Annotated in this window: 15 protein-coding genes; all 15 read left to right on the forward strand. The window is 71.3% G+C overall.

All coding sequences use genetic code 11. The features are described 5' to 3' along the window. Positions 1–34 precede the first annotated feature (34 nt). The 15 genes from GXY35_04905 to GXY35_04975 all read left to right on the forward strand — a co-directional run bounded on the left by GXY35_04905 (position 35) and on the right by GXY35_04975 (position 18,073). Entirely contained in the window at positions 35–1,018 is a 984-nt protein-coding gene (locus GXY35_04905) for a glycosyltransferase family 2 protein (GenBank protein ID NLW93924.1), read from the forward strand. Then, on the forward strand, positions 1,015–2,142 hold the full coding sequence (locus GXY35_04910) for a glycosyltransferase family 4 protein (GenBank protein NLW93925.1): 1,128 nt from the start codon (positions 1,015–1,017) through the stop codon (positions 2,140–2,142). Before GXY35_04905 ends, GXY35_04910 begins: the two co-directional genes overlap by 4 nt. After that, on the forward strand, positions 2,126–4,375 hold the full coding sequence (locus GXY35_04915) for a sulfatase (protein ID NLW93926.1): 2,250 nt from the start codon (positions 2,126–2,128) through the stop codon (positions 4,373–4,375). The genes GXY35_04910 and GXY35_04915 overlap by 17 nt, the downstream gene beginning before the upstream one ends. After that, positions 4,372–5,391 (forward strand): SDR family NAD(P)-dependent oxidoreductase, encoded by a 1,020-nt coding sequence (locus GXY35_04920; protein ID NLW93927.1) that lies wholly within the window; start codon positions 4,372–4,374, stop codon positions 5,389–5,391. Before GXY35_04915 ends, GXY35_04920 begins: the two co-directional genes overlap by 4 nt. A 25-nt stretch (positions 5,392–5,416) precedes the next feature. Next, the gene (locus tag GXY35_04925; protein ID NLW93928.1) at positions 5,417–6,586 is read left to right on the forward strand and encodes a glycosyltransferase family 4 protein; all 1,170 of its coding nucleotides are present in this window, start codon (positions 5,417–5,419) and stop codon (positions 6,584–6,586) included. Continuing rightward, complete coding sequence (locus tag GXY35_04930) at positions 6,583–7,722, forward strand: glycosyltransferase (GenBank protein ID NLW93929.1); 1,140 nt, start codon at positions 6,583–6,585, stop codon at positions 7,720–7,722. Before GXY35_04925 ends, GXY35_04930 begins: the two co-directional genes overlap by 4 nt. Further along, the gene (locus GXY35_04935) at positions 7,719–8,861 is read left to right on the forward strand and encodes a radical SAM protein (protein NLW93930.1); all 1,143 of its coding nucleotides are present in this window, start codon (positions 7,719–7,721) and stop codon (positions 8,859–8,861) included. The genes GXY35_04930 and GXY35_04935 overlap by 4 nt, the downstream gene beginning before the upstream one ends. Positions 8,862–8,930: 69 nt before the next feature. After that, entirely contained in the window at positions 8,931–9,578 is a 648-nt protein-coding gene (locus GXY35_04940) for a class I SAM-dependent methyltransferase (GenBank protein NLW93931.1), read from the forward strand. Between the two features lie 161 nt (positions 9,579–9,739). Beyond that, positions 9,740–10,666: a DUF3473 domain-containing protein gene (locus GXY35_04945; protein ID NLW93932.1), complete on the forward strand. Its 927-nt coding sequence runs from the start codon at positions 9,740–9,742 to the stop codon at positions 10,664–10,666. Between the two features lie 13 nt (positions 10,667–10,679). Beyond that, positions 10,680–11,780: a glycosyltransferase family 2 protein gene (locus GXY35_04950; protein NLW93933.1), complete on the forward strand. Its 1,101-nt coding sequence runs from the start codon at positions 10,680–10,682 to the stop codon at positions 11,778–11,780. Beyond that, positions 11,771–13,159 (forward strand): radical SAM protein, encoded by a 1,389-nt coding sequence (locus tag GXY35_04955; GenBank protein ID NLW93934.1) that lies wholly within the window; start codon positions 11,771–11,773, stop codon positions 13,157–13,159. Before GXY35_04950 ends, GXY35_04955 begins: the two co-directional genes overlap by 10 nt. Then, positions 13,156–14,451 carry a glycosyltransferase family 4 protein gene (locus tag GXY35_04960; protein NLW93935.1) on the forward strand — a complete coding sequence of 432 codons (1,296 nt, stop codon included), beginning with the start codon at positions 13,156–13,158 and terminating at the stop codon, positions 14,449–14,451. Before GXY35_04955 ends, GXY35_04960 begins: the two co-directional genes overlap by 4 nt. Positions 14,452–14,471: 20 nt before the next feature. Next, the gene (locus GXY35_04965; GenBank protein ID NLW93936.1) at positions 14,472–16,538 is read left to right on the forward strand and encodes a DUF4091 domain-containing protein; all 2,067 of its coding nucleotides are present in this window, start codon (positions 14,472–14,474) and stop codon (positions 16,536–16,538) included. Beyond that, positions 16,535–17,629 carry a hypothetical protein gene (locus GXY35_04970; GenBank protein NLW93937.1) on the forward strand — a complete coding sequence of 365 codons (1,095 nt, stop codon included), beginning with the start codon at positions 16,535–16,537 and terminating at the stop codon, positions 17,627–17,629. Before GXY35_04965 ends, GXY35_04970 begins: the two co-directional genes overlap by 4 nt. 84 nt (positions 17,630–17,713) lie before the next feature. Continuing rightward, positions 17,714–18,073, forward strand: coding sequence for a hypothetical protein (locus tag GXY35_04975; protein ID NLW93938.1), 360 nt, complete (start codon positions 17,714–17,716; stop codon positions 18,071–18,073).

Consider the following 18,073-nt stretch of genomic DNA (forward strand, 5'->3'; position numbering starts at 1 on the left):
GGAGGCGTTGCGGGGCGCGGGGGAGCGCATCGGAATGGATCCGTACATCTGCATCATCGTCCTCAACTGGAACGGACTGAAGGAGACGCTCGACTGCCTCGCCTCGCTCCGGCGGATCTCCTACCCGCGTTTCAAGGTGATCGTCGTGGACAACGCCTCGACCGACGGCTCGCCGAAGGCGATCGCCGAACAGTTCCCGGAGGCGCTCCTCATCCGCAACCAGGTCAACGCGGGCTTCGACGGGGGCAACAACATCGGGATGCGCGCCGCCTTGCGGGAGGGCGCCGAGGCGGTGCTCCTGCTCAACAACGACACCATCGTATGTCCGGAACTGCTGCGTCGGCTCGCCGATGCGGCGGCCTTCCTCCCGCGCGCGGGCGTTCTCGGGCCCAAGATCTACTACCACGAATCCCCGGATGTCTTCTGGTGGGCCGGGAGCCGGAGCAGCTACTCCACGACCGGCTGGATGCTGACCTATACGCAGGAAGGGAAGCGCCAACGCGACGAAGGGCAGTACGACGCCATCAGCCGCATCGCCGCGGTCATCGGCTGCGCGATCTACATCAAGAGCGAGGTGCTGCGGGAGGTCGGCCTGCTCGACGAGCGCTTCTTCATCTACCACGAGGAGTACGACCTCTGCCGGCGCGCGGAGGATGCGGGCTGGTACTGCTACTTCGTGCCGGAGGCGAAGGTGTGGCACAAGGTGTCGATGTCGATGGGGGGGGAGTATTCGCCGTCGCTGTACTACCTCTGGACTCGCAACTGGATGCTGTTGAGCAGGAAACACACCCCCGTGCTGCTCTGGCCGATGCTCTACCTCGCGTATCTCAAGGAGAGCTTCTGGGTCTACCAGGGACTCGGCGAGAAGGGAAGGCACGCCGCCGCAGAGGCGGCGCTCGCGGGGGCGTGGCACGCGCTCCTCAACCGGTTCGGGCCGCCGGGAAGGCTTGTCCCCCCGCGATTCCTCAGCCGCCTCGCGGCGCGGCGTTTCCGCCGTCTGTCCGGGAGCGGGGGGTGAGCGAAATGCGGGTGGCCTACGACGCGGGGATACTCTCCTCGCCCCATCTCACGGGGATCGGCCGGTACACCCGGCAGCTCGTCGAGGCGATCGCCGCGCTCGGCACGGCGCACCGGTTCGACCTCCTCTTTCCGCGCGGCGGCGCGATCCCCCCCCCGCCGCCCGGTTTCGCGGCTCGTCGATGCCCCGTGCGGGGCGATATGCGCGAGGACAGGTTCCATCGGCTCTGGTTCGATCTCTGGCTCCCGTTCGAGATCGCCATGCGCCGGATCGACCTGTTGCACGGTCCCAGCTACCTCCTGCCTCGCACGCGGCGCGCGAGGACCGTGGTGACCGTCCATGACCTGGCGCACGAGAAGCGCCCGGAGTGGGCGCCCGGCTGCTCGGCCGGGTTCAGGCGCAGGGCGCGGGAGAGCGCGCGGCGGGCGGACGCGGTGATCGCGGTCTCCCGGGCCACGCAGCGGGACGTCGTCGAGATCTACGGGGTGCCGGAGGAACGAATCGAGGTGATCCACGAGGGGGTGGATCCGTCGTGCGTCCCCGTCGACGATCCCGCGGCGCTCGATCTTTTTCGAGCCCGGCGCGGGCTGACCGCGCCGTACATCCTCTCGGTCCTCTCCCTCTCCCCCCGGAAGAACATCCCGGGCCTGCTGCGCGCCTTCGCGCGGGCGCGGCGCACCGCCGGACTGCCGCACCTGCTCGTCGTCGCCGGCAAATCCTACGGCGCCCCCGGCCCGCTCCGCGACGCGGAGGGGCTCGGCGTGGCGGACCGGTTCCGCTTCATCGACTACGTCCCGGCCGGGGATCTGCCGCTGCTCTACAGCGCGGCGGAGCTGTTCGTCTTCCCGTCGTTCGACGAGGGGTTCGGCCTCCCGCCGCTCGAGGCGCTCGCCTGCGGCTGCCCGGTCGTCGCCTCGCGCGCGGGGGCGCTCCCCGAGGTGCTCGGCGACGCGGCGCGCTACTTCGACCCCTCGGACGAGGAGGGGATGGCGGAGGCGCTCGTGTGGGGCGTCCGCGAGGGGAGGAGCCCGGAGGCCCGTGCGAGGGGGTTCAGGCGGGCGCGGGAATTCACCTGGGAACGGGCCGCCCGGGAGACCGTGAGGCTCTATGAACGGCTTTGCTGAACGGCCGCGCGGGGCCGGCGCGGCCGCGGCGCTCGGATGCCTCGCGGGCCTGGCCTACGGCGCGGCCGCGGCCGCGTTCTTCTTCGACCGCTATAGCGTCGTCAAGAACGTCTGCCCGCCGCCGGAGGGGGGCCGGTTCCTGGCGTTCTCGGCCTGTCTCATCCTCGCCTACGGGACGATCGGGACGTGCGCGGGGGCGCTCGCGGCGGCGGCGGGACGGCTTCTCCGGTGTACTCCGGCCGGCCGCCGCGGGTGCCCCCCGTTCCTGACGGCCGCCGCCCTCGGCCTCTTCGCCTGGGTGGAGACCGCCGCGTATCTCAACGGATACTCCTTCGCATTCGAGTGGGGCCGTCGGGTCTACCTGCGGGGGTGGCAGCTGCGGGCGGCGCTGGTCGATCCGCGGGTCCTCGCCGCGAACGCGCTGCTCCTGGGGGCCTGCCTCGCGGCCTTCGCCGTCGTCTGGATCCTGCTCGCGCGGTCCAGGCACCCGAACGGCCGCGCCGCCTGGACCTGGGCCGCATTCCTCTTCGCGACGCTGGCCGTGCCGGTGAACTACCGTCTGCCGGAGAGCGCATCCCCGGCCTCGTGCGCGGCGAACGCCGCCCTCGGGGCGGGGTGCGTGGCGACCGGATGGTTCCTCGCCGCGGCGTGGGGGCGGCTCCGGGGCACGAATGTCGGGCGCCTGGCGTGGTGCGTCCCCGCCGCGCTCGTCATGTTCCTCCTCTGCGGGCGCGATTCGCAGGCCAAGACGATCCTCTTCTTCCGTTCCCCCGTCGCGGCGCGGCTCTGCCTGAGAACCCTCAACGCCGCCTTCGATCCGGATCGGGATTTCTTCGGCCCCCTCGCGCCGGTCCGCGACTGCGACAACTGGAACGGAAAGATCAACCCGCTCGCCGTCGACCTCCCCGGAAACGGTCTGGACGAGGATTGCACGGGGGGGGATTTTACGCGCGAAGAGTTCGACCGGCTGCGGCGGGAAGACGAGAGGCGGCGCGCCTACAACGCGGCGGCGGACCGCGATGGAGCGCGGCTGCGGGAGGAGCGCTGGGGCACACAACGGCCGGACATCTTCATCCTGCTCGTCGACGCGCTGCGGAGCGACCACGTAAGCCTCAACGGGTATCCGCGGCGCACGACTCCGCAGATGGACGACCTCTTTCGCGAAGGGACCTATTTCCCCAGATGCGTCTGCCCCTCGCCGGGGACGGGGCCCTCGATCTCCTCCATCCTGACCTCCCTGCACCCGAGCGAGCTGCCGGGGGAGGGGGCCGGGGCGGTCCCGACCCTCCAGGCCTCTCTCAAAGAGGCGGGCTACTTCACCGCGTCGTTTCAGAGCATCACGCCGCCGTTCCCGGGTCTTCCGCCGCTTCTGCGGGGCGATTTCGACATCTTCTCCGAGCCCGGCGACCGCGGGCGGTACCGCATCGGCGCCGGCGAGGTGACCGCGGACGTGGAGCGGCTCCTCGACGAGCGCCCCCCCGGCCGGCCCCTCTTCGTCCTCGTCTGCTACTCCGACACGCACGCCGCATATCCCGCGCCGCCCCCGTTCTCCTCGATGTTCGGCGCCGCGACCGGCGTCCAGACGATCTTCATCCCGCGCCCCGGCGAACTGGCATGGATGACGCTCTGTTACGACAGGGCGGTCGCCTACGCCGACAGCGAGGTCGGGAAACTCATGCGGCGTCTCGGCGAGCGGGGCATCCTGGAGCGCGCGGCCGTCGTGCTCACCTCGGATCACGGGGAGGAGTTCTTCGAGCACGGCGGGCTGTACCACGGCGCCGGGCTCCACGCGGAGGCGACGACGGTCCCCCTCGCATTCCTCCCCTCGTTCCGCGGCGCCCGCACCGTCCCCGATCCGGTCCAGAGCGTCGATATCATGCCCACGCTCCTCTCCCTCGCGGGGGCGCCGGTCCCCGCCGATATCAGCGGCTGGAATCTCGTTCCCGCGCTCGCGGGGGTTGAGGCGCCGCGGGGGCGGGACCTCGTCTCCGAGACGCTCGGGAAGCCGCCGTCGCGGCTGATGGCGCTCACGCGGGGCGGGTTCAAGCTGATCCACGATTTTTACAGCGGCACGAACCTGCTCTATAATGCGGAGGAGGATCCGTGCGAGCGGCGCGACCTGGCGGCGGCGGAACCCGCCCGCGCCGCGGAGATGCAGCGGGGTCTGTTCGATCTGAAGTCGTATCTCGAACTCGCGCGCCTGAAGCGGCGCGCGGAAGGAGGGGACCGATGAAGGACGCGGTGCTGGTGACCGGAGGCGCGGGGTTCGTCGGATCGAACCTCGCGGCCGATATCGTTTCGCGGGGCGACCGGGTGACGGTCTTCGACAACCTCTCGAGGCGGGGGACCGAACGGAACCTGGAGTGGCTCCGGAAGACCTGCGGCGAAAAACTTGAGTTTGTGAAGGGGGATGTCCGCGATTTCGAGGCGGTGCGCCGGACCGTCGCGCGGGCGCGCGTCATCTATCATCTTGCGGGGCAGGTCGCCGTGACGACCTCGGTCGCGGAGCCGCGCGAAGACTTCGAGGTGAATGCGCTGGGGACGTTCAACGTCCTCGAGGCGGCGCGCCTGAGCGGCCGTCGCCCGGCGCTGGTCTTCACATCCACGAACAAGGTCTACGGGGGGATGGAGGATCTGGAGGCGGTGGAGGAGGGGGATCGGTGCCGGTTCTCCTCCGGCGTCCTGGGGATCGCCGAGGACCGGCCGCTCGACTTCCATTCGCCGTACGGCTGCTCCAAAGGCGCGGCGGACCAGTACGTGCGCGACTACGCCCGCATCTACGGCCTCCCGACGGTCGTCTTCCGGATGTCCTGCATCTACGGGCCGCGGCAGTTCGGAAACGAGGACCAGGGCTGGGTCGCGCACTTCCTGATCTCGGGGGCGAAGGGCCGCCCGCTCACCGTCTACGGCAACGGGAAACAGGTGCGCGACATCCTCTACGTGGCGGATCTCGTCAGGGCGTTCAGGAGTGCGGCGGAGCGGATCGAGACCGCCCGCGGCCGCGTCTACAATATCGGCGGGGGGGCGAACAACACCCTCTCCCTCCTCGAGCTGCTCGCGATGATGCGCGATCGGTTCGGCTACCGCGTCGAGCCGTCGTTCGCCGCATGGCGCCCGGGGGATCAGCCGATCTACGTGAGCGACATACGCAGGGCGCGCGAGGAGCTCGGCTGGGAGCCGGCGACCGGCAGGGACGAGGGGATACGAAAGCTCCACGACTGGATCAAGGCGAACGACGCGATGCTCTGAACGGCGCGCCTTTCGGGGATCCCCGATGAAGATACTCTGGCTGACGGACGACTTCCTCCCGCACTACGGCGGATCCCGCCTGCTCTACTTTCACACGATGGTGCGCTTCCCCCCCGGCGAGGTGCGCCTCCTCACGAAGCGGCGTCCGGGGTGGAGGGAGTTCGACCGGCGGGAGGGGCTGCGGGCCGAGCGCGGCTTCTTCCCCGCCCTGCCGGGCCGCCCGCCGTTTTCCATGCTCGCCGTCTACGCCGAGATGCTGCTGCGGGGGATGCGGGCCATGGCGCGGGAGCGCCCGGACGCCATCGTTTGCGGCGAGATCTTTCCCACCGCCTGCGTCGGCAGGGCGCTCGGGGCGCTGTGGCGGGTTCCGTATGTCGTCTACGTCCACGGGGAGGAGCTGAACGTTTTGAAAAAGCTTCGCACCGGGGCGCGCCTGATGCGTTCCATCCTCCTCCGCGCGGGCGCCGTCGTCGCCTCCGCGACCACGCCGCGGGACGAGGCGCTCCGCCAGGGGGTGCCCCCCGAACGCCTGCACCTGCTCCGTCCCGCCGTGGACGACGCCTTCTTCTCGCGCACTCCCTCCCCGCGCGCCGCGCGGGGGCGCTACGGGATCGGCGACGGGCCGCTCCTGCTCACGGTGGGGCGCCTGGTCGAACGGAAGGGGCACGAGGACGTGCTGCGCCTCTTCCCCTCCCTCGCCGAGGAGTTCCCCGGTCTCGCCTACCTGATCGTGGGGGCGGGGCCCGCCGAGGAGCGTCTCCGCCGCGCGGCGCGGGAGGCGGGCGCGGAGGGCGCGGTGATCTTCGCGGGCCGGATCGGGAGAGACGAGCTGCTCGACTGCTACGCCGCCTGCGACGTCTTCGTGATGCCCAACCGCGAGATGTCCGACGGCGATACGGAAGGGGCGTGTATCGTGCTGCTCGAGGCGGCGGCGTGCGGGAAACCGGTCGTGGCGGGGGTGGCGGGGGGGACTGCGGATTCGGTCGCCGACGGGGAGACCGGGTTCCTCGTCGATCCGGCCGCTCCCGGGGAACTCGGCCGCGCGCTCCGCGTGCTGCTGGGCGACGCCGCACGCCGGCGCCGGATGGGGGAGGAGGGCAGGAAGCGGGTGTCCGGGCGGCGATGGGAGGCGTGCGCGCGGGATCTGAGGTCCATCTGCGCAACGGTCGGCGGGGGAGGGGGCGCGACACGGTGATCCGGGTGCTCTATGCCGTCGACACGATGGCGTACGCGGGAACGCAGACGCACATCGCCGCGATGATCCGCGGGCACGACCGAACCCGTTTCCTCCCCCGCCTGCTCTGCCTCCAGGAAAAGGGCGCGCTCGGCGCGCGGCTCGAGGCGGAGGGGGTGCCGGTCGAGGCGTACGGGCTGAAGCGGATCTACGATTGTGCCGCGGCGCGGGAGGGGCTGCGCCTGGCCGCCTTCCTGAGACGCGAGCGCATCGACGTCCTCCACGCGTACCTGTTCGCGGCGCAGGCGTTCTGCGTGCCGCCGGCGCGCCTCGCGGGCGTGCCGCTCGTCGTCGCGGGGCGGCGGGCGGTGGGCGTCTACTGGACCGCACGGAGGCACCGGCTCGCGCGGAGGGTCTCCAACGCCCTCGCGCATCTGCAGGTCGCCAACTCCGAGGCGGTGAAGGAATACCTCGTCCGGCGGGAGGGGGTGCCGCCGGGCAGGATCAGGATAGTATATAATGGGGTGGACGCGAAGCGGTTCTCCCCGGCCCCGGCGCCCGAAGACCGCGGACCCGGCGAACTCACCGTCGGGTACGTGGGCAGCCTGACCCGGGTGAAGGGGGTGGATCTCCTGCTCAGGGCCGCGCGGCGCGCGCTCGACGAATTCCCCGGCCTGAAGGTCCGCATCGTCGGCGAGGGGCCGCTCGAGGCGCGCCGCGCCTACGAGGGGGACACCGGGGCGTCCCTGAAGGCGCTCGCCCGGGAGCTCGGGCTCGGGCGCTGCGTGGAGTTCGCGGGCGGGACCGAGCGCCCGGAGGACGAGTTCAAGCGGATGGATCTGTTCGTGATGGCCTCGCTTTCGGAGGGGATGTCCAACGCCGTGCTCGAGGCGATGGCCTCGGGCCTCCCGGTCATCGCCACGGCGAGCGGCGGGAACCGGGAGGTGGTGGAGGAGGGGAAGACCGGGCTGCTCTTCCCCGTCGGCGACGACCGGGCGCTGTCGGAGCGGATCCTCGCCTTCGCCCGCGACGCCGGGCGCCGGCGCCGGATGGGGGAAGCGGGCAGGAGACGGGCGCTCGAGCGGTTCACGCTGGAGCGGATGGTGGCGGGGATGGAAACGGTCTATCTCGACGGCCTCCGGGAGAGGGGGCGGTGAACGAGGCGAGGCGGTATCTGCGGATACTCAGGGACGACCCCCGCTACGCCCTGCGGACGGCCGCGGCGAAGCTCCGCACCCGGTTCCCCGCCGACTACCTGTTCCTGCGGAGCGGGCGCGCCTTCACCCCCGTGCACCTGACGCTCGAGCTCACGCACCGCTGCAACCTCAAATGCCACATGTGCGACCTGTACGGGGGGGGGCGGGAGATCGATTCCATCCGCTCGCGAAGGGAGGCGCCGGGGGGGGAGCTGGGGCCGGAGCTTTTCGAGCGGCTCTGCGCCTCGTTCGGTTTCATGAAGCCGGTCCTCTCCTTCGGCGGGGGCGAGCCGCTGCTGCACCCGCGGGCCGCCGAGATGATCCGCCGCGCGAAGGCGCGCGGGTTCATCTGCACCCTCACCACGAACGGCGTGCTGCTCGCGCGGCACGCCCGCGATCTTGTGGCGGCGGGCCTGGACAGCATCGTGCTCTCCATCGACGGCCCGGAGGAGATCCACGACGCGACGCGGGGGGTGCAAGGGACCTTCTCCCGCGCCCGCGACGGGGCGCGGGAGATCGCCCGCCTGAAGCGGGAGACCGGCGCCGTGAAGCCGCGCCTGCGGGTGAACTGCACCATCAACAGCCGCAATATCTCCGTCCTCGGCTCGATGCCGGAAGTCGCCGCGGGGTTCGGGGCGGATAGTCTCCTCTTCTCGCACCTCTGGTTCTGGGACGCGGGGATCGTCGAGCGACACAACCGTCTGTGCGGCGATCTCTGCCCGGTCGTCGAGCAGAACACGCACGAACTCGATCTGATAGACCCGGCGATCGTCGCCCGGGAACTCGACCGGGCGCGGGCGAGGCGGGCGGGCATCGCGGTCAAGTGCCTCCCGGAGCTCGACGCGGAGGGGGTGCGGCGCTACTACACGGAGCGCACGGCGCCGGTGACCCGCCTCGCGTGCCGGGCGGTGTGGCTGAGCGCGTTCGTCATGCCGTCGGGCGAGCTCCTCCCGTGCCTGGACTACTCGTACGGCAACCTCAACGAACGCCCCTGGGAGGAGCTGTGGAACGGTCCGCGGGCGCGCCTGTTCAGGAAGCGGCTTCGCCGTACGCGGATCTTCCCCGGATGCGTGCGCTGCTGTTTGCTCTACGCGTTTTGAGTTCGCGCCAGTCGTGTGCGTCGGCGTGCGGGCAGGTCCGCCACGTCGGACGCGGGAACGGGAGGTTCGATGGCCGACAGGGTGAGGGAGTTCTGGGAGGCGGAGGCGACCACCTTCGACGCGATCTACTCGGGGTCGAAGGGACCGGTCAGGCGCTGGCTCGACCGGACGCTGCGCCGGGACATAGGCGCCCGTTTCGACGAGACGATGCGGGAGTGCGCCGACGCGTCGGGGGCGGAGGTTTTGGACGTCGGCTGCGGCAGCGGCCGCTACGCGATCGCGCTTGCCCTCCGCGGCGCGAGGGTGACGGGCGTGGACACCGCGGCGCCGATGCTCGAACTCGCCCGCCGGCTCGCCGCGGAGCGCGGCTGCGCCGCGCGCTGTCGATTCGTCCTCTCCGAGTTCCTCTCGGCGCCGCTCGCCCGTGGGTACGACCTGACGCTCGCGATAGGGTTCTTCGACTACATCGCAGACCCGCGCCCCCACCTGGAGAGGATGGCGGCGTCGGCGGGGCGGGGGGGGAAACTGATCGCCACCTTCCCGCGCCTCTGGACCTGGCGCGCGCCGTTGCGGAAGGCGCGCCTCGCCGCGCGGGGCTGCCCCGTGTATTTCTACACCCGCGCCCGCGTGTGGCGTCTCCTGGAGGAGACCGGCTGGTCGCCGGCGCGCGTGGGAAGGGTGGGGAAGCTTCATTTCGCCGTCGCCATGAAGCGCTGAACGTTGCCGCAGAGGAGGCGGGGGGCGCACGGAGACACGGGTCCCTCCCGCCGCGGATCTTCATGGGGGATCGGCGGCGGGATTCGCATCCGTGTTCGTCCGTGGCCGCCGATGGCGACAGCAGGTTCCGTGCCCCCGTGCATTCTGCGGGACGGTAGACTATGCATCTGTTTTCCGACACCGTCAACGCGCTCAGCTTCGACGTCGAGGAGTGGTTCCAGGCGGAGGCGTTCGCCGGGCTTTTCCCGCCCGCGCGATGGGAGCGTCTGGAGAGCCGCTGCGAGACGCAGGTCGGGCGCATCCTCGACATCCTCGCCGCCCGCGGCGTCAGGGCCACCTTCTTCGTCCTGGGGTGGGTGGCGCAACGGCACGGGCGGCTCGTGAAACGGATCGCCGCCGCGGGGCACGAGATCGCCTGCCACGGCTTCGGGCACGCGATGATCACGAGGCAGACCCGCGAGGAGTTCGCCCGGGATGTCAGGCGCGCGCGCGAGCTTCTCGAAGATGCCGCGGGGACGCGCGTGGCGGGGTACCGCGCCCCCACCTTCTCCGTCACGGAGCGGACGCGGTGGGCGCTGGAGGTGCTCCTCGACCAGGGGTTCGGCTACGACGCCTCGATCTACCCGATCCGGCACGACCGCTACGGCATCCCGGGGTCGCCGCGTTTCCCGTACGTCGTGCTCGAGGGGGGGGGGCGCCGGCTCTGGGAGTATCCGGGATTCACGCGGCGCATCGCCGGGATGACGCTCCCGGCCGCAGGGGGCGGATACCTGCGGCTCCTGCCCTACGCCTGGACGCGCGGGGCGATCAGGGCGGCGCACCGAGAGGGGAGACCCGCGGCGGTCTTCGCGCATCCGTGGGAGTTCGATGCACGCCTCCCCGTCGCCCCGCTCCCGCGCCTGGCGCGCCTCAGGCACTACGGCGGCATCAGCCGCAACGCCGCGAAGCTGGAGCGGCTCCTCGAGGAGTTCCGCTTCGCCCCCGTGGGCGAGCTGCTCGCCTCCCTCGATGCGTCGAGGGGAGGCGGGCCCCGAAACGCGGGGGCCGAAACCGGGGACGCAGCCGTCTCGCGCGGCGGATTGAATTGACTGGACGCCATCCATGACCGTTGCCGCCTGGACAGTGCTGGTCTCGGCCTCGCTCCTGGCCTACGCCTACCTCGTCTACCCGCTCCTCGTCCTCCTCCTGGCCCGCCTCTTCCCCCGGCCGGTGCGCGCCGGCGATGCGGCCCCTTCGGCGACCGTCATCGTCCCTGCGCTGAACGAGGAGCGGGTTATCGAGGAGAAGATCGAGAACACCCTCGCCCTCGACTACCCGCCCGGGAAGGTTCAGCTGCTGGTCGTCTCCGACGGGTCGACCGACCGCACGGCGGAGCTCGCGCGCCGGTACGCGGGGCGCGGGGTGGAGGTCGTCGAGTTCCCGGAGCGGCGGGGCAAGCTGGCCGCCCTCCTTGACGCCCTGCCGCGCGCCCGCGGCGAGATCCTCGTCTTCTCGGACGCGAGCGGGATGCTCCGCCCCGGGGCGCTGCGCGCGATGGCCGCCAACTTCGCCGACCCGGAGGTCGGCGGCGTCTGCGGCTGGTACCGCTCCCCGGGCCTCGAGCGTTCGGGCGGGGCGGGGGAGCTCCTCTACTGGGATTACGAGTTCGCCATCAAGCGCGCCCAGAGCCGGTGGGCGACGCTCCTGGGGGCGACGGGGGCGATGTACGCCCTCCGGCGCTCCCTCTTCGTCGCCCCCCCGCCCGACACGATCAACGACGACTTCGTGATCCCGGCGCTGATGGTGGCGCGCGGGCACAGGATGGTGCTCGAGGAGGACGCGGTCGTGGACGATCTCGACCCGCGGATGGGGGATTTCCGCAGCCGCGTCCGCGTGACCGCCGGGAACTGGCAACAGCTCTTCTACTGCCGGAAACTCCTGTCGCTGCGCCGGCCGCGGGTCTGCTGGCAGTTCCTCTCGCACAAAATCCTCCGCCTCGCGTCGCCGTTCCTGCTTCTCGCCCTCTGCCTGTCGGCGCTCGTGCGCGCCCCCGCCGCGGCGGCCGCCGTTTTCCTCGCCGCGGCCGCCCTGGCGCTGATCCGGGGGACGGGGCCGGGCGGGAAGCTCTCCTCCGCGGCGAGGAAGTTCCTCGCCGGCAACGCCGCCGCCCTCTGCGGGACGGCGGTCTACTTCACCCGTGGGGGCAGGCTCTCATGGAAATAGAAGATCGGCGACGCGCATTCAGGGTGATGCTGGTGAACCCGGCGCCCGAGGAGATCGTGCAGGGCGACTGGTACCGGATGCCGCTCCTCGGGCTGGGCTACCTCGCCGCCTACCTGCGCCTCCACGGGTACCCGGTCGCCATCGCGGACGCGAAGTTCGACCGGCTGGGGCTCGAAGCCGTCCTGGAGAGGATACGCGGCTTCTCGCCGTCCCTCCTCGGCCTCACCGCGATGACGCACGAGGTGCGCCGCGCCGCCGAGATCGCCGCGGCCTCCCGCGCCGTCCTCCCGGGGCTCCGGACCGTCATCGGCGGCCCGCATGCGACGGCGCTCCCCCTCGAGACGCTCGCCGAGTTCCCCGACTTCGACTTCGCCGCCTTCGGCGAGGGGGAGGAGACGCTCCTCGCCCTCGCGGACGCGCTCCGATCCGGACGGGGGGCGGCGGGCATCGACGGGCTCTCCCACCGTTCCTCCGGCGGCGCCGCCGCCGCGAATCCGCCGCGCCCGTGGCGGCGCGACATCGACGCGCTCCCGTTTCCCGCCTGGGACCTGTACGGCCCCTCGCGGGAGTACCAGATCTTCTCCTCGCGCGGCTGCCCGTACCGGTGCAGCTTCTGCATGCGGGTCCTCGGCGACCGGGTGCGTTTCCGGAGCGTCGAGGGGGTGGTCAGGGAGTTCGAGTGGCTGGTCGCGACGAGGAAACCCGCCGAGATCTCCTTCTCCGACGAGGTGTTCACGCTCGACGAACGTCGGGCGACGGCGATCTGCGACCTCCTCATCGCCAAGCGGCTCCATACGACCCCCTGGTTCGCCAACGCCCGCGTGGACTGCCGTTCCGCGGCCCTGTACCGGAAGATGCGCGCGGCGGGGTGCGTGCGCGTCGGGGTGGGGATCGAGTCGGGAAACCAGGAGATCCTTGACCGGGTCCACAAGGGGATCACGAAGGAGAAGGCGCGCGAGATGATCCGCCTCGCCCGCGAGGCGGGCCTTCGCACGGCCGCCTTCTTCATCATCGGCCACCCCGGCGAGACCCGGGAGACCATCCGGCAGACGATCGCCTTCGCCCGCGAGCTCAACCCGACCACCGTCGCCTTCGGCGTGATGGTCCCGTATCCCGGCACCGAGATCGCCGCGATGGCGGCCCGCGGGGAGGGGGGGTACCGCCTTATCAGCCGCGACTGGAAGGAGTACGACAAGTATTTCGGCGGGGCGCTCGAGATGGTGGGGATCGGCCGCCGCGAGCTCGAACGGTGGCAGGCGCGCGCCTACCTGTCGTTCTACATCCGCAACCGCCGCCTCTTCTCGCTCGCCCGGTTCCTCTCCTCGCGCCGCCGGAGCGTGGTCCACTACCTGCGGAGGCTCTTGTGGAGACGCCGATGAGGAACAAACGCGGCGCGGCGGCCCCGCATCCCGGACCCCCCGTCCGCGTCGCCTACGTCGTGGTGATGTTCCCCTGCTACTCGGAGACGTTCGTGCTTCGGGAGATGCGCGAGCTCCTCAGGCGGGGCGCGGAGCTGACCGTCCTCTCCCTGCGCGACTTCTCGGAGAAGATCGTCGACGAGGAGGCGCGTCCGCTGCTCCCCCGCACGCGCTATGCGCCGTACCTGTTCTCGCGGGCGGTGCTGGCGGCGAACCTCCGCCTCCTCCTCGCCCGGCCGCGCCGCTACCTCGGTTCGATCGCCTTCCTCGCCGCCCGCCTCTGGCGAAGCCCGGTGGAGTTGGCCAAGACCGCGGCCCTGTTCCCCAAGACGGTCCTCTTCGCCCGCATCCTCGAGGCGGAGGGGGTGCGGCACGTCCACGCGCATTTCGCCAACTACCCGGCCACCGCGGCGTTCGTCATCTCGCGCCTGACGGGGATCCCGTTCACGGCGACCGCCCACGCCCACGACATCTTCCAGAGCCAGCTTTTGCTCGGCGTCAAGGTCCGTCTCGCCCGCCGCGTCTTCGCCATCTCGGAGTACAACCGCCGGTTCATCCTCGATGCGGTCGGGCCGGACGCGGCGTCGAAGGTCGAGGTCCTGCACTGCGGTCTCGACCTCGGCCGGCTCCCCTCTGCGTCGCCCGAGACGGGGAGCCGGATGGTGCTCGCCGTCGGCCGTTTGATGGCGATCAAGGGGTTCGAGACGCTCCTCGGGGCGGCGGCGCTCCTGCGCGACCGCGGCGCCGTCTTCTCGTGCCGCATCGTCGGCGACGGGCCGGACCGGGCGGAGCTCGAGAGGCTCATCGACCGCCTCCGGCTCCGCGGGCTGGTCTCGATGGAGGGGGAGCGCACGCCGCAGGAGGTGCTCGCGATGATGGCGAGGGCGTCGGTCTTCGCCCTTCCGTCGCGCCCCGCGCCGAAACGCAGCGGCGTGATGGACGGCATCCCGGTCTCCCTGATGGAGGCGATGGCGATCGGCGTCCCCGTCGTCTCCTGTCCCGTGTCGGGGATACCCGAGCTGGTCGAGCACGGGCACACCGGTCTCCTCGTCCCCCCGAACGATCCCGCCGCCCTCGCCGCGGCGATCGAGCGCCTGCTCGAAGACAGGTCCCTCGCGTCGCGCCTCGCCGCGGCGGCGCGGAGGAAGGTCGAGCGGGAGTTCAACGTCGTCCGCAACGCCGCGCGCCTCCTCCGGGCGTTCCGCGGGGAGGGGGGCGGGGGAGGGGCGGAAGAGGGGATCGGCCCCGGGTGAATGCGTATGGGAGGGGTCGGATGAAGAGAGGGAAGGGGACCATCGCCCTCGTCGCGCTTTCGCTTTTCGCGGCGGGGTGGCTCTACGGGGCCCTCCGCTTCCGGTTCCCCCGCATCGAACTGCTGAAAGTCGAGATCCCCGAACGGGTCCTGCTCGGGGAGGAGTTCCCGCTGGCGTTCTCGGTGCTCCCGCACGCGCCGTTCCCTCCCGGCGCCTCCCTCTTCATCCACTTCGCGGGCGGCGAAACGAAGATCAACGCCGACGTGGCGATACCGCTCCCGATGCGCCGCTGGTCGCCGGGCGAAACCGCGCGCCTGGGGCCGTTTTACTGCGTTGTCCCGGCCGGAGCGCCGCCGGGCCGCTACGCCGTCGAGGCGGGCCTCTTCTACCAGGGGCGCGACTGGCTCGGGAGGCGGGGCTACGTCAGGATCCCCTGGGCGAACCGGACCGTGCGGAACTGGAACGCCGGGTCGATCGAGGCCGCGCGCCGGCCGCCGCGGGAATGGACCGCCGCCGATTTCGGGCCCGGTGGGTACGCCGTGGGGATCGCCGGCCCGCTCGACAAGGTGTTTCCGGACAGGGAAGAGTGGCGCGGTCCCCCCGCACATCGCGTGGAGATCTCCGCGGCACGGAACGAGTACGAGTCGTTCCAGGTCGTCGTCGCCGCCGGGGAGGCGCCGCTGAAAGGGGTGCGGGTCGCCGCGGGGGAACTCCGCGGGCCCGGCCTGATCGGGACGGACCAGATCGAGGTCCGTTGTGCCGGATGGGTGGAGACGCGCCGCCCGTACTACAATGTGCCGCGGACGGGGCCGTGGCCCGACCCCCTCCTCCCGGTCGGCGGCGGAGGCGTCGACGTCGAACCCGGCCGCGTCCGGTCGTTCTGGGTCACCGTATTCGTCCCCCCCGGCACCCCGCCGGGGGAGTACCGGGGAACGGTCACCGTCGCGCCGGAGGGGGTCGCGCCGGCCGCCGTCGACCTCACCCTGCGGGTATGGGGATTCGAGCTGCCCGCGACCCCCACGCTCAAGACCGGCTTCGACTTCTACGAGTACCTCGTGCGTCGGTACTACCCGCGAAACGAGGGGGAGGGGGAGGCGGACTGGCGGAAGCGGATCGACGCCCTCTGCCGCGACTACTACCTCGACATGCTCAGGCACCGCATCTCGCCGATACACAACGTCGGCAACCCGTCGCTTGTGGGCGTCGAGGACGGGGGGTATCTCCTCGACTTCGCGGAGTTCGACCGGCGGGTGGAGGGGTACCTCGCGGCGGGACAGACCGACTTCGGCATCGCGATCGAGGCCCGCGTCGTCCCCGACGAGGGGATCTGGAGCGACGGCTGGTACGGTTTCACCGGGCCCGACGCGGTACGCGGCGTCTTCAGGAGCTTCGGGAAACACCTCGAGCGGCGCGGCTGGATGGGGCGCGCGTACACCTACGTCATCGACGAGACGTACCGCGGGGTCGAAAGTCTGACGCGCCTCATCCACGAGGGGCACCCGGGCATCCGCACCATGCTCACCTGCACGCCCGAGGAGGGGTACCCGAACGTCGACATCTGGTGCATCCGGCTGAACAATTTCGACGGCGAAACGGCGCGGCGCTTCCGCGACCGGGGCAAGGAGATCTGGCTCTACGTGGCGAGCCCCACGCGCCCGTTCCCCACCATCATCCTCGACAGCCCCTCGATCGAGACCCGGATCATCCCGTGGATCTGCCGGCGGGCGGGCGCGACCGGCCTGGTCTACTGGTGCGTGAACTACTGGCACCTCGCGGATCCGATGGAGAACCCGATGACCTGGCCCGACCAGAACGGCAACGGGTCGCTCTACTACCCGCACCCGTCCGGGCCCGTCGGATCGATCCGGCTGGAGGTCCTCAGGGACGGGATGGAGGATTACGAGTATCTTCGGATGGCCGCGGAGAAGAAGGCGGGACGGGAGCTGGAGGAGCGGGTCGCGGCGGTGGCGGCGTCCGGCTGGGACTACTCGCGGGACCCCGAGAGGCTGCTGCGCACGCGCGAGGCGCTGGGGCGTTTTTTGGACGCGGCCGCGCGCCTCCCCGTGGGGCGGGAGGAGGCGCGATGAGACCGCTCCGTCTCGCGGCCGTTCTCCTGGCGTGGTTTCTCCCCCTCGCCGCCCTCTCGCTCATCGGCGCGTGGACGCACCGCTACCACCCGGGCACCCTGCGCACCGTCGCGGCGCTCCTCCACGAAACGCGCCCCCTCCCTCGGAACGTCTTGACGCTGGGGGGGTTCGGCAGCGAGGCCGAGGCGGGGCGCTGGCGCAGGGACGGCGCCGAACTCGTTTCCCGGGAGGGGTGGGGGAGGGTGACGTTCAGGCGCGGGCCGGGTTTCCCTGGCATCCGCCTCTCCGACCGGCTGTCGGGGCCGGGGCAGGCGCGCGACTGGTCGCCGTATCGGCGCCTTGCGTGGCGGATGCGCGTCCCGCGGTGGACGGATCGGAAGCTGATGCTGATCGTCAAGGACGCGGGGGAGCGGCGTTTCGAGCGCGGCTTCCCCCTCCCCCCCGGGGGGGAGGAGACGCGGGCGGTGGTGGACCTTGCGGAGATGGCCCCGTGGCTCGACCTCGCCCGCGTCAAGGAGGTCCACTTCTTCATGGCCAAGCCCGACGAGGAGGCCGTCGTGGAGCTGGCGGATCTGCAACTCGAGAAGGACGGCCCCCCGGGCGCGGTGCTGGGGACCCCGTTCGTCGTCTTCGAGAGACTGGATGCACCGCCGTCCGCGCGGCTCGGCCACACAATCCAGCTATCGGCCTGGCTCTCCCTCGCCCGCCCGCAGACCATCCCGTACTCCGTCTTCGTGCACCTCTATCCGGAGGCGGAAAAGGGGGTGAAGGTCCCGGCCCAGCGGGCGGGGTACATCCACCTCGAGCACGTCCCGTACCCGCCGGTCACGACCTGGCCGGTCGGCGTCCCCCGGGAGGTCGGGCCGTTCACCATCTACCTCCCGCGATACGCCCCGGCGGGGCGCTACCTCATCCGCGTCGGGCTCTTCCACACCGCCGCGGGGGGGAACGGCCCGCGCGACGTGCCGTACGGGGGCGCCTACGACTACTCCGGCAGCTTCCCGAAATGCCGCTACACCGACCCGGGGCTGGAGGATTTCGTGGTCGGGAAGATCGAGGTGGGTGAGGAGCCCGCCGGGCCTCCGTCCTGAGCGGGCATTTGCCTTTTCCGCCGCGCCGGGCATATGGTATAGTGCATATCCGGCCGCGCAGGGAAGCGGCCCGGGAGAGTGACCGTGAAGAAAGACAGCGCGATAGAGTTTCACTGCGTGAACGGGGAGTGCCGCCAGCTCCTCGCCTTCCCGTTCCTGTCGGCGGGGGACGAGACGAAGGTGTCCTGCCCCGCCTGCGGGCGGGAGTACGTATTCGACGCCGCGCTCTGCGGCAAGTTCCGGAAGTTCGCCCGTCTGGTCGAGGCGGTGCGCGACGCGGAGGAGATCCTCGGGGATACGCGTGTGGGCCTGGATATCCAGGGGCACTCGGTGCAGGTTCCGTACCGGATCCTCCTCACGCGGATGAACACCTTTCTCACGCTCGATATCGGGGGGGCGCGGTTCAATTTCCGGCTCCGGGTGGAACCGCTGGACGACCGCTGA

This window comes from Chlamydiota bacterium (genome assembly GCA_012729785.1).
GTDB lineage: Bacteria > Auribacterota > Tritonobacteria > UBA1439 > UBA1439 > UBA1439.